This is a genomic window from Rhizobium johnstonii 3841 (assembly GCF_000009265.1).
GTDB classification, from domain to species: domain Bacteria; phylum Pseudomonadota; class Alphaproteobacteria; order Rhizobiales; family Rhizobiaceae; genus Rhizobium; species Rhizobium acaciae.
On sequence record NC_008383.1, the window covers coordinates 26,878 to 41,310 of the forward strand.

Genomic DNA, 14,433 nt, shown 5'->3' on the forward strand with positions numbered 1-14,433 from the left:
CTTCAGGGAGGAAACCATGTCAGATTTTACGAAACGCGAATTGCTCCGCGTCATGGCTCTTACTATGGGAGCCCTGGCCTTGACGCAGCCTGCCTGGTCCGAGGATCAGCCGATCAAGATCGGCTCGAGCATGGCCTTGTCCGGGCCGCTTGCTGGAGGCGGCCGGCAATCGCAGCTTGCATTGCAGATGTGGGTGGAGGACGTCAATTCGCGCGGCGGGCTTCTTGGCCGAAAGGTGGAGCTAGTCACCTATGATGACCAGGGAAGCCCAGCACAGAGCCCCGGTATTTTTTCCAAGCTGATCGACCTCGACAACGCCGACCTTCTGATTGCGCCCTACGGGACCGTGCCGGCGGCTGCAGTTATGCCGCTGGTCAAGGAACGCGGCCGGCTTCTGATCGGGCAGATCGGGTATCAGATCAATTCCAAGGTCCACCACGACATGTGGTTCAACAATTCACCTTGGAACGACGCGGAAAGCTGGGTCGGCGGCTTCTTCAAGCTCGGCGAAACGGTCGGCGTCAAGAAAGTGGCGTTCCTGGCGGCAGACCAGGAGTTTTCCCAGAACATCCTCGCAGGCGCCAAGGCGCTCGCGGGCAAAGCCGGTTTCGAGACGGTCTATGAGCAAACCTATCCGCCCACGACCGTGGACTTCTCGGCGATGATCCGCGCCATTCGCGCGGCCTCTCCCGACATGGTGTTCGTTGCTTCCTATCCCGCAGACTCAACGGCGATCATTCGCGCTGTCAATGAGATCGGCGTTGGATCTTCCGTCAAGCTGTTTGGTGGCGGGATGGTCGGACTTCAATATGCCTCGGTGATGCAGGCTCTGGGGTCCCAGCTGAACGGGGTCGTCAACTATCACACCTATGTCCCCGAAAAGACCATGGCGTTTCCTGGCGTGAAGGAATTCCTGGACCGGTATGCTGAAAAGGCCAAGGCAGCCAAAGTCGAAACCCTCGGCTACTATGTCGCTCCATTCTCCTATGCGTCGGGACAGATCCTGGAACAGGCCGTCAAGGCAACCGGAAGCCTGGATAATGCCGAACTCGCAAAATATCTGCGCACCAATGAGGTCCAGACGATCGTCGGCCCAATCCGTTGGGGCACTGACGGAGAATGGTCGCAGCCCCGGGTCGTGATGGTCCAGTTCCGCGACGTCAAGGACGGCGATGCCGAGCAATTTCGCCAAGAGGGCAAGCAGGTCATCGTCTACCCCGACAAATATAAAACCGGGGATCTGGTTTCGCCCTTAAGCGGGGCGCAGGGCAGGTAAACCTGCGCTGCCGAGGGGGAATTGACCATGGTTTCGATCGATCTTTTGATTGAAGGGCTTGTCTTCGGTGTTCTTGTCGGCTGCTTTTATGCAGCCGTCAGCATCGGGCTTTCAATTGCATTCGGGCTGCTTGACGTGCCCCATATCGCCCACGCTTCCTTCCTTGTGCTGGCAGCTTACATGACCTTCCTGCTCGGATCTTTCGGGATAGATCCGCTTCTGGCCGGAGCCCTTATCCTGATCCCGTTCTTCTTCCTGGGCGCCGCTGTCTACCGCTTCTACTATGAGGCGTTCGAGAAACGGGGCACCGATGCCGGGGTACGGGGCATCGCCTTCTTCTTCGGCATTGCCTTCATTGTTCAGGTCGTGCTTTCACTCGTCTTCGGTCTCGACCAGCAAAGTGTCAGCGCACCCTATATCGGCAGCAGTCTCGCGCTTGGGGAAATGCGAATACCCTGGCGCCTGATTGTCGCGCTTGTGGTGGCTGTCGGACTGGTTCTTAGCCTAAACCTTTACCTGTCCAGAACCTTCCGCGGCCGCGCGATCCGTGCGGTTGCTCAAGACCCCTGGGCGTTAAAGGTGATTGGGGCGAACCCGGTTCTGACCAAACAGTGGGCTTTCGGCCTTGCCACTGCCGCTACAGCGGTCGGCGGGGCGCTCCTGATCATCGTTAGCCCTGTCGAGCCCAGTCTCGACAGGGTCTATATCGGCAGAACTTTCTGCGTCGTGGTCCTGGCAGGCCTGGGAAGCATGAACGGGACATTGATCGCGGGCATTTTGCTGGGGGTGATGGAGTCGCTCGTACTAACAGCGTTCGGAGCCTCATGGGCGCCCGCGGTCGCCTTCGGACTTCTCCTGCTCGTATTGGGCTTGCGGCCACAGGGGCTTTTTGGACGATGAGAAACAACTCGATCCCATTCTGGTTACTCGCACTGGCGCTCCCGGTCCTGGCCTTCATATTGCCGAAGCTCGGGCTCAATGAATATTACCTCTATGTCGGGTACGTCATTCTTCAGTACGTTGTGCTCGCTACGGCCTGGAACATTCTTGGCGGTTACGCAGGCTATGTCAATTTTGGCACGGGCGCCTTTTTCGGACTTGGCGCCTACACGGCTCTGGTGCTGATGAAGGCCTTTGGTGCACCACTTCCGATTCAGATCGCGGGCGCCGCCATCGTTGGCGCGCTGCTTGGCATCGGAGCCGGGTTACTGACGTTGCGCCTCAAGGGCATCTTCTTTTCGATCGCGACGATTGCAGCTGCGATCGTGATCGAAACCTTTATTCTCAACTGGCGCTTCGTCGGCGGCGCAACCGGTATGCAGATCATCCGCCCGGAGGTGCCCCTTGGATTTGATACCTATACACGGCTGTTGCTGTTCGTGATGACGGTGCTGACGGTTATTGCAATCATCGTTGCTCGCTACATCGAGCGGTCCTGGCTCGGCAGAGGCCTGCATGCCGTGCGCGATGCGGAGGCGGCAGCTGAATGCTCGGGCGTTCCGACATTGCGGCTCAGGCTGATCGCCTGCGCGATATCGGGTGCCCTCATGGCTGCAGCCGGGGCTCCGTTCCCGCTATATACGAGCTTTGTCGAGCCGAGTTCGACCTTCAGCCTGAATTACTCGGTCATGGCCCTTTCGATGGCTGTGGTCGGCGGAATGTCGCGCTGGTGGGGACCCGTGCTCGGCGCAATCCTGATCGCCAGCAGCCAGCAACTCGCTGCCTCAGCAAGCCCGGAGCTTCACCTGCTGGTCGTTGGACTGCTGATGGTCATCTTCGTGATCATGGCGCCCGAGGGGCTGGTCGGATTGGCAAAACTCGCCCGCAAAAGCCTGCAACCAGGCGCCAAGTCAATCCGCCTCGTCGAAGGAGCAAAAGCGCATGACTAGCCTTTTGAAGGTGGACAATGTCACGAAACGGTTCGGCGGCTTCACGGCCCTTACCGACGTCAATCTCGACATTGCCAAGGGCGAACGCCTCGGCCTGATCGGCCCGAACGGCTCGGGCAAAACAACCCTTATCAACTGCATTTCCGGGGTATTGCCGATCGAAGCGGGAGCAATCGCATTTGATGGCGCAGACATTTCGAAGCTTGCGACCTATCGCCGAGCCAAGGCAGGTCTGGCGCGGACTTTTCAGATCCCGAAGCCGTTCCACTCGATGACGGTCATCGAGAACCTGATGGTGCCACTCGAGTACATCGTTCACCGTCTGGTCGATGCAAAAAACCAAAACGCGGCTCATTCCGAAGCGAGCGATTTGCTACGCCGTGTGCGGCTCGCCGATCGCATGAGCGCGCCAGCAGGACAGTTGTCGCAGGTGGAGCTGCGCAAACTTGAGCTGGCGCGGGCTGTTGCCGCTCGTCCCAAATTGCTGATCTGCGACGAGGCCATGGCCGGCCTTGCCACTAAGGAGGTCCACGAGATCCTCGATATTCTAATGGACCTCAATTCTTCCGGCATCACCATCGTCATGGTGGAGCACATTCTGCAAGCGGTCATGCGGTTCTCGCAACGCATCGTTTGCCTGACTGCGGGACGGATCATATGCGATGGCGCACCCGCCGATGTCATGGCCAATCCAGAAGTGCGGAGGGCATATCTTGGCAGTTAAGATAGTGGTGCGCGACCTGCATGCCGGATACGGCACGGTGCAGGTCCTACATGGTCTGTCAATCGAGGCTCGGGAAGGCGAGACCGTTGTCCTCCTCGGTACCAACGGGAATGGCAAGAGCACATTGATGAAATGCCTGATCGGCGACGTGCGTCCAACGCAAGGCTCGATCACGCTCGAGCTTGACGGTCAGGCGATCGACCTGACCCATCTCGGCACCGATCAAATCGTCGAATATGGCATCAGCATCGTTCCGGAAGGGCGGCGGCTATTTCCGCAGCTGACCGTCGAGGAGAATTTGCTCCTCGGCGCCTATCGCAAGGCGGCGAGAAGCAAGATCGCCGCCAATCTCGAATTTTGCTACGGCGCCTTCCCAATCCTGAAGGAAAGACGACGGCAACTGTCGGGATCAATGTCGGGCGGACAGCAGCAGATGCTGGCGCTTGGCCGGGCGATCATGTCTTCGCCCCGCATCCTCCTCGTGGACGAGCCTTCCGTCGGTCTGGCGCCGATCATGGTGTCCCAGGCGATCGCGAAGATCGGTGAATTGAAGGAGCAGTTCGGGCTAACGGTTGTCATGGCCGAACAGAATTTTCAGGAAGCGATGCGGATTGCTGACCGGGGCTATGTTCTCGTGCACGGTGAGGTCGCCTTTTCCGCAGAGACCGCAGCTGAGCTTCGCGACAGCGAGCTTATCAGCCAACTCTATCTGGGAGGTTGAGGCTAAAAGCGGTCTTAACTCCTGAGTCATTTCAAAAACCCGTCAACTGGATCAGCTCCTTCCTCCGCAGAGGTTTCTATGTCAAATTTCCGCATTTCCAGCAAACTGATCCTGCTGACGACGGGTCTTGTCATCGTCTTCGCCTTGGCTGCCGTATTCCTGATCGAGGCGGCGACGGAAACAATCTACAGCGAGCGCAAGGACGCGCTGAAGACGCAGGTCGACATCGCCTATTCGATCGTGACGACGCTTCATAGTGACGAAACTGCCGGGAAGATCAGCCGCGAAGAGGCGATCGCGCAGGCAACGGCGCTTGTTTCGCAGATCCACTATGAGCCCAATGGGGTCATTTTCGGATACGACTATTCGGGCGTGCGCGTCATCAACCCCGGCAATGCCGGGGTCGGCAAGAATTTCATGGCCCTGACAGACAAGAACGGAACGCCACTCATCAAGAACATCATCGATGCCGGCAGAGCCGGCGGTGGTTTCAGCGAATATTTATGGCCGAAGCCCGGCGCGGGCGATGATGCGACGTCCGTAAAAGTTTCGTACTCAAAAGCGTTTGACCCCTGGCAGTTGGTGCTCGGCACGGGCGCCTATCTGGATGACATCGACGAAAAGATTAATCAGGTTTACGTTCAGGCGTTAGGGATCGTGGCTGCCGTCCTTGTTATCAGCTTGATCGGAGCACTTGCGGTGGTGCGTGGCATTACGCGACCGCTCACTCGCATACATTCATCTTTATCAGCGGTCTCAAACGACGACGTCTCGATTGCGATTCCGCACACGAACCTGACGAATGAAATCGGCATGATGGCAAGGGCCACAAAGATCCTGCAGGACAAAGTTCGGGATCGTCTGACCATGGAACAGCGTGAAGCAGACCAGCAGAGATTGATCGAACAGGAGCGTTCCGAGGCCTCCCGGATCCAAGAAGAGGAAGCCGCGGGACAGGCACATGTCGTCAAACAACTGAGCCAAGCACTCGCGGCACTTTCTGAAGGCGATCTGACGGTGCGCTGCTCGGATCTCGGAAGCCGTTATGATGTCCTGCGCGCCAATTTCAACTCTGCCATAAGCAGGCTCCTTCAGGCGATGCAGGCGGTCGCACGCAATGCCGGTGCCATCACGGCGGGCTCGGAGCAGATCCGCAGTGCATCGGACGAACTGTCGAAGCGCACGGAACAGCAAGCAGCCTCCGTCGAGGAGACGGCTGCGGCCTTGGAGGAAATCACGACGACGGTGGCACAGGCGAGCCGGCGCGCTGAAGAGGCAGGACGTCTTGTGCGCCGGACACGGGAGAACGCCGAGGTTTCCGGCACGGTCGTTGGCCGTGCCATCGAGGCAATGAGCAAAATCGAAGCCTCTTCAGCAGAAATTTCCGGCATTATCGGCGTCATCGATGAGATCGCTTTTCAGACCAATTTGCTGGCTCTCAACGCCGGCGTCGAGGCAGCGCGGGCGGGTGATGCCGGGAAAGGCTTTGCGGTCGTTGCCCAGGAGGTGCGTGAACTTGCGCAGCGCTCTGCCAAGGCCGCGCAACAGATCAATCAGCTGATTGCAGTTTCGAACGTCCACGTCCAGACCGGAGTGGCTTTGGTTGGTGAAACAGGCAGTGCGCTCAGTACCATCGTGTCGCAGGTCAAGCAGGTGAGCGACAATGTCGAGGGGATCGTTGAAGCTGCCAAGGAGCAGTCTCTCGGAATCGCCGAGATCAACCAGGCAATCAACGTCGTTGACCGCGGCACCCAGCAAAATGCGGCGATGGTCGAGGAATCCGCTGCAGCCGCCCACAGTCTTGCGGCCGAAGCCGCTGCACTGCTCCGGTTGCTGGCCCAGTTCAACGTTGGTGGCGGCGCGACATCTCACGTTACGCCCAAGATGGCGGTCGCCGGCTAATGCTCAGGGGCCGTTGCCAAGCATGTCGATAGAAGCTTGCTGATTATCTGCACTGATCGGCGCAGGCGTGGTTGTCAGCACGGCGCCCAGCCAGTTATTTCCTTCAACCTTTCGATGGATCTGATCGAGAAGCATTTGGTGAAAGAGCTTCGCAGGAATTGTCAGTTCCGTCTGCGGAGGGCTTACAAATGCCCAGTCGACAGAGAGGCCCTCAATCGGGCTTGCTGAAATTAGCCCGTGGCTGAGGGCGGCGTCGATCGCGCAATAGGGCAGGATACTGTAGGCCGTGCCTTTCGCGACGAGTGCTGCAATCATACTCGTCGAATTGCTGTCAGCCAAGACGCGCATCGGCAGCTGGTTGCGCCCAAAAGCGTCTTCGATCGCCACCCGGAAATTGTTCATTCTGTTGGTCAGGATGAGCGGCTTGCCAGCAGCGCTATCCAGGGTAAGCAGCTGATTTAAGTCGTACTTCTCAGAGGCTGGCGCGACGAGGAAAAGGGTTTCCCTAAACAGAAACTCGGAGCGCAAGCCCTGGTTCTCGTCGGAGACGACGATTGCGCAGTCGATTTTGCTCTGCTGGATACCGGCAATGAGATCCAAACTGATCCCTTCGCGAATATGAAGATGAACATCGGCATATTGCCGGCAATAAGCGTCGATCAGCTCGATGCTCACCATGTGGGAGATAGCGGGGGGCAATCCGACCGTGAGATGGCCTCGCGGTTCAGATTGATCTGAAACGACATCACGAAGCTTGTCAAATTCGTAGACGAGCACTGTTGCTCTTTCACGCAGAGCCTTGCCCGCAGCGGTCAGCGCAACACCATGGCCGGATCGAATGAAAAGGGTTTCACCTAGATCTTCCTCGAGAAGTCGGATCTGTCTCGAAAGAGCGGGCTGAGCGATATTGAGAACTTCAGAGGCACGCGTAAAATTGCCGTGCTCGGCAATCTCGAGAAAATATCGGATTTGCCGCAGATTCATGCTCGTGTTCCCGCCCTGTTCAATTTTGCTTACATCATGCCGTCAAGTTGAAAGAGGCGTCAACTGTCGCGGCGGGGAACTCATGATGAGCCCGATCGAGCCGCGGGCTGGACGCGGTTGGCGTCAGCCGGCCACTTGGATCATGTCCGATCGCTTTGAAAGCTAACGTGGACCGCAGAGTTCTCTGGCCATGATGCCTGCACGCCTGCTTGAACATTTAGTATTTGATGATGCCGCCGGCACCCTTCACCGCCTCTGGCGTGTCGAGATCCAGCAGCGCGGCCTCGCCGATCTCTACCTGAAAAACAGGCAACGAGGCATTTTCAATGATCTGGCGTGCTCCTATATCGCCTTTAAGCTGCAAGATTTGCTGATTGAGCGAGGTCGGAAGAATGACCGGATTTCCGGGCCTTCCCTGACACGCCGCGCGCACGATGCAATCTTGCCCGGACAATTGGAAGGTGGCGATCAGCTGATTAAGGTGCGAACTGAGCAAGCCTGGCATATCGGCGAGCATAACCAAAGCGCCATCGATCTGCCGATCTTCGAGGTATGACACCCCTGCAACCAAGGAGCTCGCCATTCCAGTGAGATAATGCGGATTTTCGACCATCTCTAAGTTCAGGCCCGTAACTGCCGTCTCGATCTCCGTTCGCCGGTGGCCGGTCACAAGGATGACGGCCGCCGCATTCGAGCCGAGTGCAACCGCCGCCATGCGGCGCACCAGTGGAATCCCGTCGAACTCCGCAAGCAATTTGTGCCCACCAGTTGGACCCATTCTGGCCGCCTGACCGGCCGCAAGCAATAAGATGGCGACGCGGGGAATGGCGCTTTGGTCTGCTGTTCGGCGCTTGCCAGCCGGATGATCGGCCCGAGGGGTGTTGGACATTCCAGTCGATCCTCCCGTCAGCCGCCGGTGACACTCATATGCCGCGCCACCGCCGGCCGCTTGTACGTGCGGTCAATGATGAAATCGTGGCCTTTTGGCTTGCGGGTGATGGCTTCGTCGATCGCCGCGTAGAGCAGGCCGTCGTCTTCGGTGGCGCGCAGTGCGACGCGCAGATCGGCGGCGTCGTTCTGGCCGAGGCACATGTAGAGCGTGCCGGTGCAGGTCAGGCGGACACGGTTGCAGCTCTCGCAAAAATTATGGGTCATGGGCGTGATGAAGCCGAGCCGGCCGCCGGTTTCGGCGACGTCGACATAGCGGGCCGGGCCGCCGGTCTTGTAAAGGATATCGGCGAATGTGAATTGTTGCTCGAGGTCAGCGCGCAACTTGGAGAGCGGCAGATACCGGTCGGTGCGGTCTTCCTCGATCTCGCCCATCGGCATCGTCTCGATGACAGTCAGATCCATGCCTCGACCATGGGCGAAGCGCAGGAGGTCGGGCATCTCGGCTTCGTTGAAGTCTTTCAGCGCCACGGCATTAAGCTTGATTTTCAAACCGGCCTTCTGCGCAGCGTCGATGCCCTCCGTCACCTTGGCGAAATCGCCCCAGCGGGTAATGGCGCGAAACTTGTCGGGGTCGAGCGTGTCGAGCGAGACATTGATGCGGCGCACGCCGCAATCGTAAAGTTCGTCGGCATGGCGGGCGAGCTGCGACCCGTTAGTGGTCAGCGTCAATTCGTCGAGACCGGAGCCGATCTTTTCGCCGAGTTCGCGCACCAGAAACATGATGTTCTTGCGCACCAGGGGCTCGCCGCCCGTCAGCCTGATCTTGCGCGCGCCCTTGGCGATGAAGGCGGAACAGAGCCGGTTCAGCTCTTCCAGTGTCAGCAGATCCTTCTTCGGCAGGAAGGTCATGTTTTCCGCCATGCAATAGGTGCAGCGGAAGTCGCAGCGGTCGGTCACGGAAACGCGCAGATAGGTGACCGCCCGGCCGAAGGGGTCGATCATAGGTGGCGTCCTCAACACCGACCGGCTGCCGCTAAATGCGAGCATATGGCGCTCTCCGAAAGTCACGCAGGAACTCTGCTGGTATGGAATAACATCGAGCCGATAAACCTAACGTCCTTGATGGTAGCGGCAGGCTGTCATCTCGGCAATTGCTTGAAGAGGCAGTTCGACTTTCGAGCCAAATTGCCTCAACTCATCGCGGTAAGCCTTCGCGTCGATAGCTTCTGTGGTCGCCCGCGTGTTTGGCTCGTCTATCTCTTGTGGGGCTTTGCCGGCGCCCAAAATGGTCAGCCATGCGACCAAACCAAGCAGCGCCGATCACCGCTCCGACCCCAGAGGACAGCAATGACCGGGGATTGACCGAAGTTCAGTCCCCAGGGTTTCGAGACGAAGGTCAGAAACCGATCAAGAAATAGTCAAGAAATTCCACAACGCTCGAAGGCCCCGGCCGCGATCATGCTCTTTTGATTACCGGTTTGATTACCGGTCAGCGGTTGCTGACATCCAGCATTGTGAACATCTTTCTCCCTCCGTCGGCTCTCGCCAGCGATTGCCCCAAGTCAACTCCCCGGGGCGTCGGCTTGCTCCTCCCGACCGACGTTGTGCTCCGCCGAACTTTCTGTCCTTTTCCAAAAAAATGCAGGCGGATGCTTCAATTTGTCGGAGCTCATATTCCACGCTCCTGCCACCTCCCGGGCTCCGGCTGGATGGACTCTTTGCCCGGGAGGCGGCACGGGGGAGGATGGCGGTACCGACGCAATAATTATCGGACGATAATTTATTTTGTCAACAGCTGCTTATTGTTTTCGGCATCAGCCGAATTTTCGAAGCCAGGAAGGCTAGCCTGACAGCGGAACGCCGCCATGGGAGCCCTCTTAATGATCGATCGCCGAGGTTTACGTTTGCTAGGATTGCGCCGCAAGCTTTGCCGGCTTCATCGCCGAAAGTTTCGAAAAATACGCCTGGATTCCGTGATGGAAGACATCCACGACGTTTCCGATGATCTTCTGGCGGTCTTTCGGCGGCGGCAGGCTGAAGATGTGCTCGCGAACGCCGAGATAGAAGATGCCGCTGTGCAATGCCCAGGCCAGTTCGAGTTCCTCGGCCTCCGGCTGTCTTTCGCCGTCAAGACCCGCCAAATGCCGGTATTCCTTGATGATACGTTGGAGGATCCGCTCCTCAAGGAGGCCAATATACCAGCGATTGATGTCAGCGCCTTTTAAGCCTGAAAACAGATAGATGCGCATCCAATCGCGAGTGAAAATCGCGTGCGTGTAACTGTCGTAGAAGGCCTTCAGCCGCCAATCCAAGGGCTTGGTCCGGTCGCACAGCAGCCGGTCCCACTCCACGTCCCAGCGCTCCAGGTAAACCGATCGGTAGGCTTCGCGGATGAGGTCTTCCTTGCTTGGGAAGTAACGATAGAGCAGGGGCTGCGTAATGCCCAGCTGCCGGGCAATCTCGCGGGTACTACTCTCGAAACCATGTTCCGAAAAAAGGTTGATGGCCTTCTGGAGGATCTCTTCGCGCCTTTCGGTCGGCGGTAGGCGGCGTCTCTTGGTGGGGTGCTTTGGAACCATTGTCCTTCGGAAGTCAGGGTGTGGCTGATGCGACCCTTCTATCACGGAAAAAGACCTCTTGACTACCACGCCGGGCAGGGTTTATTTATCTATCGATAACTTAGGAGGAGATTTCATCATGACGTTCACCCGTCAGGCGATTTATGACGCCGCCAAGAAGGTTTCCAACTGGGGGCGCTGGGGCGACGACGACCAGATCGGCACCCTCAACAATATCGAGCCTACCGACATCGTGGCGGCTGCTTCACTGGTCAGGAAAGGCAAGACCTTTTCCCTGGGGCTGTCGTTGAAGGAGCCGATCCAGTCAGGCCTGTTTGGAGGTCGCTGGAACCCGATCCACACGATGCTAGCAACGGGCACGGATGCGGCCGCGGGCAATCAGGACGAACCGGCACCCTATCTGCGCTACGCCGATGACGCGATCAACATGCCTTGCCAGGCTTCGACGCAATGGGATGCGCTCTGCCACATCTTCCTCGATGACAAGATGTATAACGGCTACGACGCAAGGCTGGTCGACGTCAAAGGCGCCAAGAAGCTCGGCATCGAGCATTATCGCGACAAGATGGTCGGGCGCGGCGTGCTTCTCGACATCGCTCGCTGGAAAAGCGTCGCATCTCTGGACGACGGTTACGCGATCACGCCTGCCGACCTTGATGGCTGCGCGGCCTCGCAGGGCGTGGAGATCCGCAAGGGCGATTTCGTGATCGTTCGCACCGGCCATCAGGAGCGTTGCCTGGCGAAGGGAAGTTGGGAAGGCTATGCCGGAGGCGATGCGCCTGGCATGGGTTTTGATACCTGCTTCTGGCTTCGCGACAAGGACGTTGCCGGCATCTGCACCGACACGTGGGGATGCGAAGTGCGTCCAAATCAAACCAAGGAAGCCAACCAGCCCTGGCACTGGGTCGTCATTCCGGCGATGGGGATCGCGATGGGAGAAATCTTCTACCTCAAGGAGTTGGCCGAGGATTGCGCCGGGGATAAGGTCTATGAGTTCTTCTTCCTGGCCCCGCCCTTGCATCTGCCAGGCGGCGCTGGCTCTCCGATCAATCCGCAAGCGATCAAGTGAACGAGACATGTCCGGTTTCAACATCCTTGAGCGGTTTTCGCTCTCCGGTCGCCGCGCACTCGTCACCGGCGCTGGCCGGGGGCTTGGTCGCTCGATCGCCGAAGGACTGGCAAGCGCCGGCGCAGAGGTCACCCTCTGCGCCCGGACCGAAAGCGAGGTCGAAGAGGGCGCCCGGTGCATCCGCGACCATGGTTTCAAGGCTGAGGCGCTTGTTGCAGATGTCAGCGATATCGCCGGCTTTCGCGCAACCGTCGACGCGATGCACGCCCACGACATTTTCGTCAACAATGCCGGCACGAACAGGCCGAAGCCACTCTCAGACGTCACCATTGAGGACTTCGATGCGGTGATCGGATTGAACCTGCGGGCTGCTGTCTTCGCGGCTCAGGCCGTCACGGCCCGTATGGCAAATCTCGGCATACAAGGTTCAGTCATCAACATGTCGTCGCAAATGGGGCATGTCGGCGCTGCCAATCGGACGATCTACTGTGCCTCCAAGTGGGCTCTGGAGGGATTTACAAAAGCGCTTGCCGTTGAGCTTGGCCCCGTCGGGATCCGCGTTAATACGGTTGCGCCCACATTCATCGAAACGCCAATGACGACACCGTTTCTGGAGGATCCCGCGGCCCGTAACGCCATCGTCTCTAAAATCAAGCTTGGCCGCCTCGGTACGCCCGAGGATGTGGTCGGAGCGGTGCTGTTCCTGGCGTCGGATGCTTCGGCGCTTGTGACGGGAAGCGCTCTCCTGGTTGATGGCGGGTGGACGGCGGATTGATCGTGACGGGCGACTGACCGCACGCGATAGCGCCGCCTGGAAATCACGCCGGATTATCCAAGCATAACCACCTGTTTCGCCACGCGTACTTTGATTGTTGCGGATGTTGATACTTGACATAGAAGGTGTTTAATGTTCGACTGATAAATAAGGTTCTTTGGGATGAGGGCCGCGGAGCCGAAAGAGTTTCGGGCCAGCACCCGCGCCATGGCCGCCTACGTAAGTCGCCTAGAGAGTGCTTCGCGACGAGGGGATTGGGGAGGATTGTCGATGCAATGTGAGTTGCAAGCCGCGCCCTTGCTGTCAGCAGCGCATCCGGCGCTGGCCGATCCATGGGAACTTGCCATCAATGCCAGCGGGGATGTGGTGATGGCCGTCCTGACTGAGACCCGCGGCCCCGCTTATCGCTTGCCGGGGGCAGCCATGGCAATCCTTCCAGACGGAAGTTTTTCCGGGGCGATCACATCCGGCTGCGTCGAAGCAGACCTCATCTTGAATGCAAGTGATGTTCGCAACACCGGTGACGTGCGGGTGCTTCGCTATGGCGAGGGATCGACTTTCATCGACATCCGTCTACCCTGCGGCGGTGGCATCGAAGTCATGTTGTTTCCGCTGCTCGATGTCGAGGTGCTGGGGAAACTTGCAAAGGCCAGGAAGCTCCGACGGCCGGTCAGCCTGCAGATTTCGAAATCCGGCCGGCTCACCCTGGGCCCAATCACTGAAACAAAGAACGATGCGCATGGTTTCGCACTTGGGTTCGAGCCTCCGCTGCAGTTCTTGACGTTCGGAGCTGGACCGGAGGCGTCGGTCTTTGCCGCCTTAGTAGAGGGGCTCGGTTACGAACAGCAGCTGGTCTCTCATGACGCCATGACACTTGCATCGACGCGCGCGTCCGGTAACAAGTGCCGCGAGCTGACGAACCTTTCAGAGCTTTTCGCATTGCAGATCGATGCGCGCACAGCAGCCGTGCTCTTTTATCACGATCACGATTACGAGCCGGAAATCATCAAGCATCTGCTGTCGACCCCGGCCTTCTATATTGGCGCCCAGGGCAGTCGCGCCACCCAACGCTCAAGATTGCAGCGGCTGGAAGAGATTGGAGTCTCCCTTAACCGGTCGAGCCGAGTTCGCGGGCCGATCGGTGTGATCCCGTCATCGCGTGATCCGAAGTCGCTGGCGGTGTCGGTGCTGGCCGAAATCATGGCAGCCGGTTCGCAAGTCTCCAAAGCCTCCGAGCAGCCTAACCTGAAGAAGGAGTGCTGCCTGTGACGGACTGCATTGTTTCCAGATCAGCGCGAGGTGAGCCATGACGGCAGCCTGGTGGACCGCCCATCTTCATAAGTGGTTGTCATGGTTGCGCCACGAGGCGGCGCGGCTTGGCGCGGCATATTGTGTTTATGATTGCGACGAGCTCTGGGCTGGTATGGACCGGGGTTCGACCGGACATCGAAAGCACACGGGACGAGCCGACAAAGAATAACCCCGGAAGGCATGCAAGACGTTAGCGACAACTTTCCACGGTAAGATGGAACTGATCGCGATATTGAGCTCTGCGTCCAGGCGATCGCTGAACGACTTAAGGGCCGCGGCAAGCGAGCGCCGATCATGCCGCGTCGATGGTGG

13 protein-coding genes are annotated in these 14,433 nt (G+C 58.5%); 9 read left to right on the top strand and 4 right to left on the bottom strand.

Annotation, left to right across the window (positions count from 1 at the left end; all coding sequences use genetic code 11):
• Window positions 1-16: 16 nt before the first annotated feature.
• The 6 genes from RL_RS25295 (at window position 17) to RL_RS25320 (ending at window position 6,512) form a co-directional block, all read left to right on the top strand.
• Complete coding sequence (locus RL_RS25295) at window positions 17-1,276, top strand: amino acid ABC transporter substrate-binding protein (RefSeq protein WP_011654656.1); 1,260 nt, start codon at window positions 17-19, stop codon at window positions 1,274-1,276.
• 27 nt (window positions 1,277-1,303) lie between these two features.
• Window positions 1,304-2,176, top strand: coding sequence for a branched-chain amino acid ABC transporter permease (locus RL_RS25300; RefSeq protein ID WP_018517376.1), 873 nt, complete (start codon window positions 1,304-1,306; stop codon window positions 2,174-2,176).
• Complete coding sequence (locus tag RL_RS25305; RefSeq protein WP_244432393.1) at window positions 2,101-3,165, top strand: branched-chain amino acid ABC transporter permease; 1,065 nt, start codon at window positions 2,101-2,103, stop codon at window positions 3,163-3,165. The genes RL_RS25300 and RL_RS25305 overlap by 76 nt, the downstream gene beginning before the upstream one ends.
• Complete coding sequence (locus RL_RS25310; RefSeq protein ID WP_011654659.1) at window positions 3,158-3,889, top strand: ABC transporter ATP-binding protein; 732 nt, start codon at window positions 3,158-3,160, stop codon at window positions 3,887-3,889. The genes RL_RS25305 and RL_RS25310 overlap by 8 nt, the downstream gene beginning before the upstream one ends.
• Complete coding sequence (locus RL_RS25315) at window positions 3,879-4,610, top strand: ABC transporter ATP-binding protein (RefSeq protein WP_032984735.1); 732 nt, start codon at window positions 3,879-3,881, stop codon at window positions 4,608-4,610. Before RL_RS25310 ends, RL_RS25315 begins: the two co-directional genes overlap by 11 nt.
• 78 nt (window positions 4,611-4,688) lie before the next feature.
• Window positions 4,689-6,512 (top strand): methyl-accepting chemotaxis protein, encoded by a 1,824-nt coding sequence (locus tag RL_RS25320; protein ID WP_011654661.1) that lies wholly within the window; start codon window positions 4,689-4,691, stop codon window positions 6,510-6,512.
• 3 nt (window positions 6,513-6,515) lie between these two features.
• On the opposite strand, the gene RL_RS25325 is transcribed toward RL_RS25320, so the two are convergent.
• The 4 genes from RL_RS25325 to RL_RS25340 all read right to left on the bottom strand — a co-directional run bounded on the left by RL_RS25325 (window position 6,516) and on the right by RL_RS25340 (window position 10,966).
• Window positions 6,516-7,496 (bottom strand): LysR family transcriptional regulator, encoded by a 981-nt coding sequence (locus RL_RS25325; RefSeq protein ID WP_011654662.1) that lies wholly within the window; start codon window positions 7,494-7,496, stop codon window positions 6,516-6,518.
• A 217-nt stretch (window positions 7,497-7,713) separates the two neighbouring features.
• Window positions 7,714-8,385 carry a nucleotidyltransferase family protein gene (locus tag RL_RS25330; protein WP_011654663.1) on the bottom strand — a complete coding sequence of 224 codons (672 nt, stop codon included), beginning with the start codon at window positions 8,383-8,385 and terminating at the stop codon, window positions 7,714-7,716.
• Window positions 8,386-8,402: 17 nt separating this feature from the next.
• Window positions 8,403-9,434, bottom strand: a complete 1,032-nt coding sequence (gene moaA, locus RL_RS25335; protein WP_041936687.1) for a GTP 3',8-cyclase MoaA — start codon at window positions 9,432-9,434, stop codon at window positions 8,403-8,405.
• A gap of 860 nt (window positions 9,435-10,294) precedes the next feature.
• Window positions 10,295-10,966, bottom strand: coding sequence for a TetR/AcrR family transcriptional regulator (locus RL_RS25340; protein WP_041936688.1), 672 nt, complete (start codon window positions 10,964-10,966; stop codon window positions 10,295-10,297).
• 118 nt (window positions 10,967-11,084) lie between these two features.
• On the opposite strand from RL_RS25340, the gene RL_RS25345 reads away from it, so the two are divergent.
• The 3 genes from RL_RS25345 (at window position 11,085) to RL_RS25355 (ending at window position 14,079) form a co-directional block, all read left to right on the top strand.
• Window positions 11,085-12,035 carry a cyclase family protein gene (locus tag RL_RS25345; RefSeq protein WP_011654666.1) on the top strand — a complete coding sequence of 317 codons (951 nt, stop codon included), beginning with the start codon at window positions 11,085-11,087 and terminating at the stop codon, window positions 12,033-12,035.
• Window positions 12,036-12,042: 7 nt separating this feature from the next.
• Window positions 12,043-12,810: an SDR family NAD(P)-dependent oxidoreductase gene (locus RL_RS25350; protein WP_011654667.1), complete on the top strand. Its 768-nt coding sequence runs from the start codon at window positions 12,043-12,045 to the stop codon at window positions 12,808-12,810.
• Window positions 12,811-13,080: 270 nt separating this feature from the next.
• Window positions 13,081-14,079, top strand: a complete 999-nt coding sequence (locus RL_RS25355; RefSeq protein WP_041936689.1) for an XdhC family protein — start codon at window positions 13,081-13,083, stop codon at window positions 14,077-14,079.
• Window positions 14,080-14,433: the final 354 nt, after the last annotated feature.

Excerpts from the sequence above, each read along its gene's own strand:
- RL_RS25295 (WP_011654656.1), top strand. The coding sequence starts at position 17 with ATGTCAGATTTTACGAAACGCGAATTGCTCCGCGTCATGGCTCTTACT.
- RL_RS25300 (WP_018517376.1), top strand. The coding sequence starts at position 1,304 with ATGGTTTCGATCGATCTTTTGATTGAAGGGCTTGTCTTCGGTGTTCTT.
- RL_RS25305 (WP_244432393.1), top strand. The coding sequence starts at position 2,101 with ATGGGCGCCCGCGGTCGCCTTCGGACTTCTCCTGCTCGTATTGGGCTT.
- RL_RS25310 (WP_011654659.1), top strand. The coding sequence starts at position 3,158 with ATGACTAGCCTTTTGAAGGTGGACAATGTCACGAAACGGTTCGGCGGC.
- RL_RS25320 (WP_011654661.1), top strand. The coding sequence starts at position 4,689 with ATGTCAAATTTCCGCATTTCCAGCAAACTGATCCTGCTGACGACGGGT.
- RL_RS25325 (WP_011654662.1), bottom strand. The coding sequence starts at position 7,496 with ATGAATCTGCGGCAAATCCGATATTTTCTCGAGATTGCCGAGCACGGC.
- RL_RS25330 (WP_011654663.1), bottom strand. The coding sequence starts at position 8,385 with ATGTCCAACACCCCTCGGGCCGATCATCCGGCTGGCAAGCGCCGAACA.
- moaA (WP_041936687.1), bottom strand. The coding sequence starts at position 9,434 with ATGCTCGCATTTAGCGGCAGCCGGTCGGTGTTGAGGACGCCACCTATG.
- RL_RS25340 (WP_041936688.1), bottom strand. The coding sequence starts at position 10,966 with ATGGTTCCAAAGCACCCCACCAAGAGACGCCGCCTACCGCCGACCGAA.
- RL_RS25345 (WP_011654666.1), top strand. The coding sequence starts at position 11,085 with ATGACGTTCACCCGTCAGGCGATTTATGACGCCGCCAAGAAGGTTTCC.
- RL_RS25350 (WP_011654667.1), top strand. The coding sequence starts at position 12,043 with ATGTCCGGTTTCAACATCCTTGAGCGGTTTTCGCTCTCCGGTCGCCGC.
- RL_RS25355 (WP_041936689.1), top strand. The coding sequence starts at position 13,081 with ATGCAATGTGAGTTGCAAGCCGCGCCCTTGCTGTCAGCAGCGCATCCG.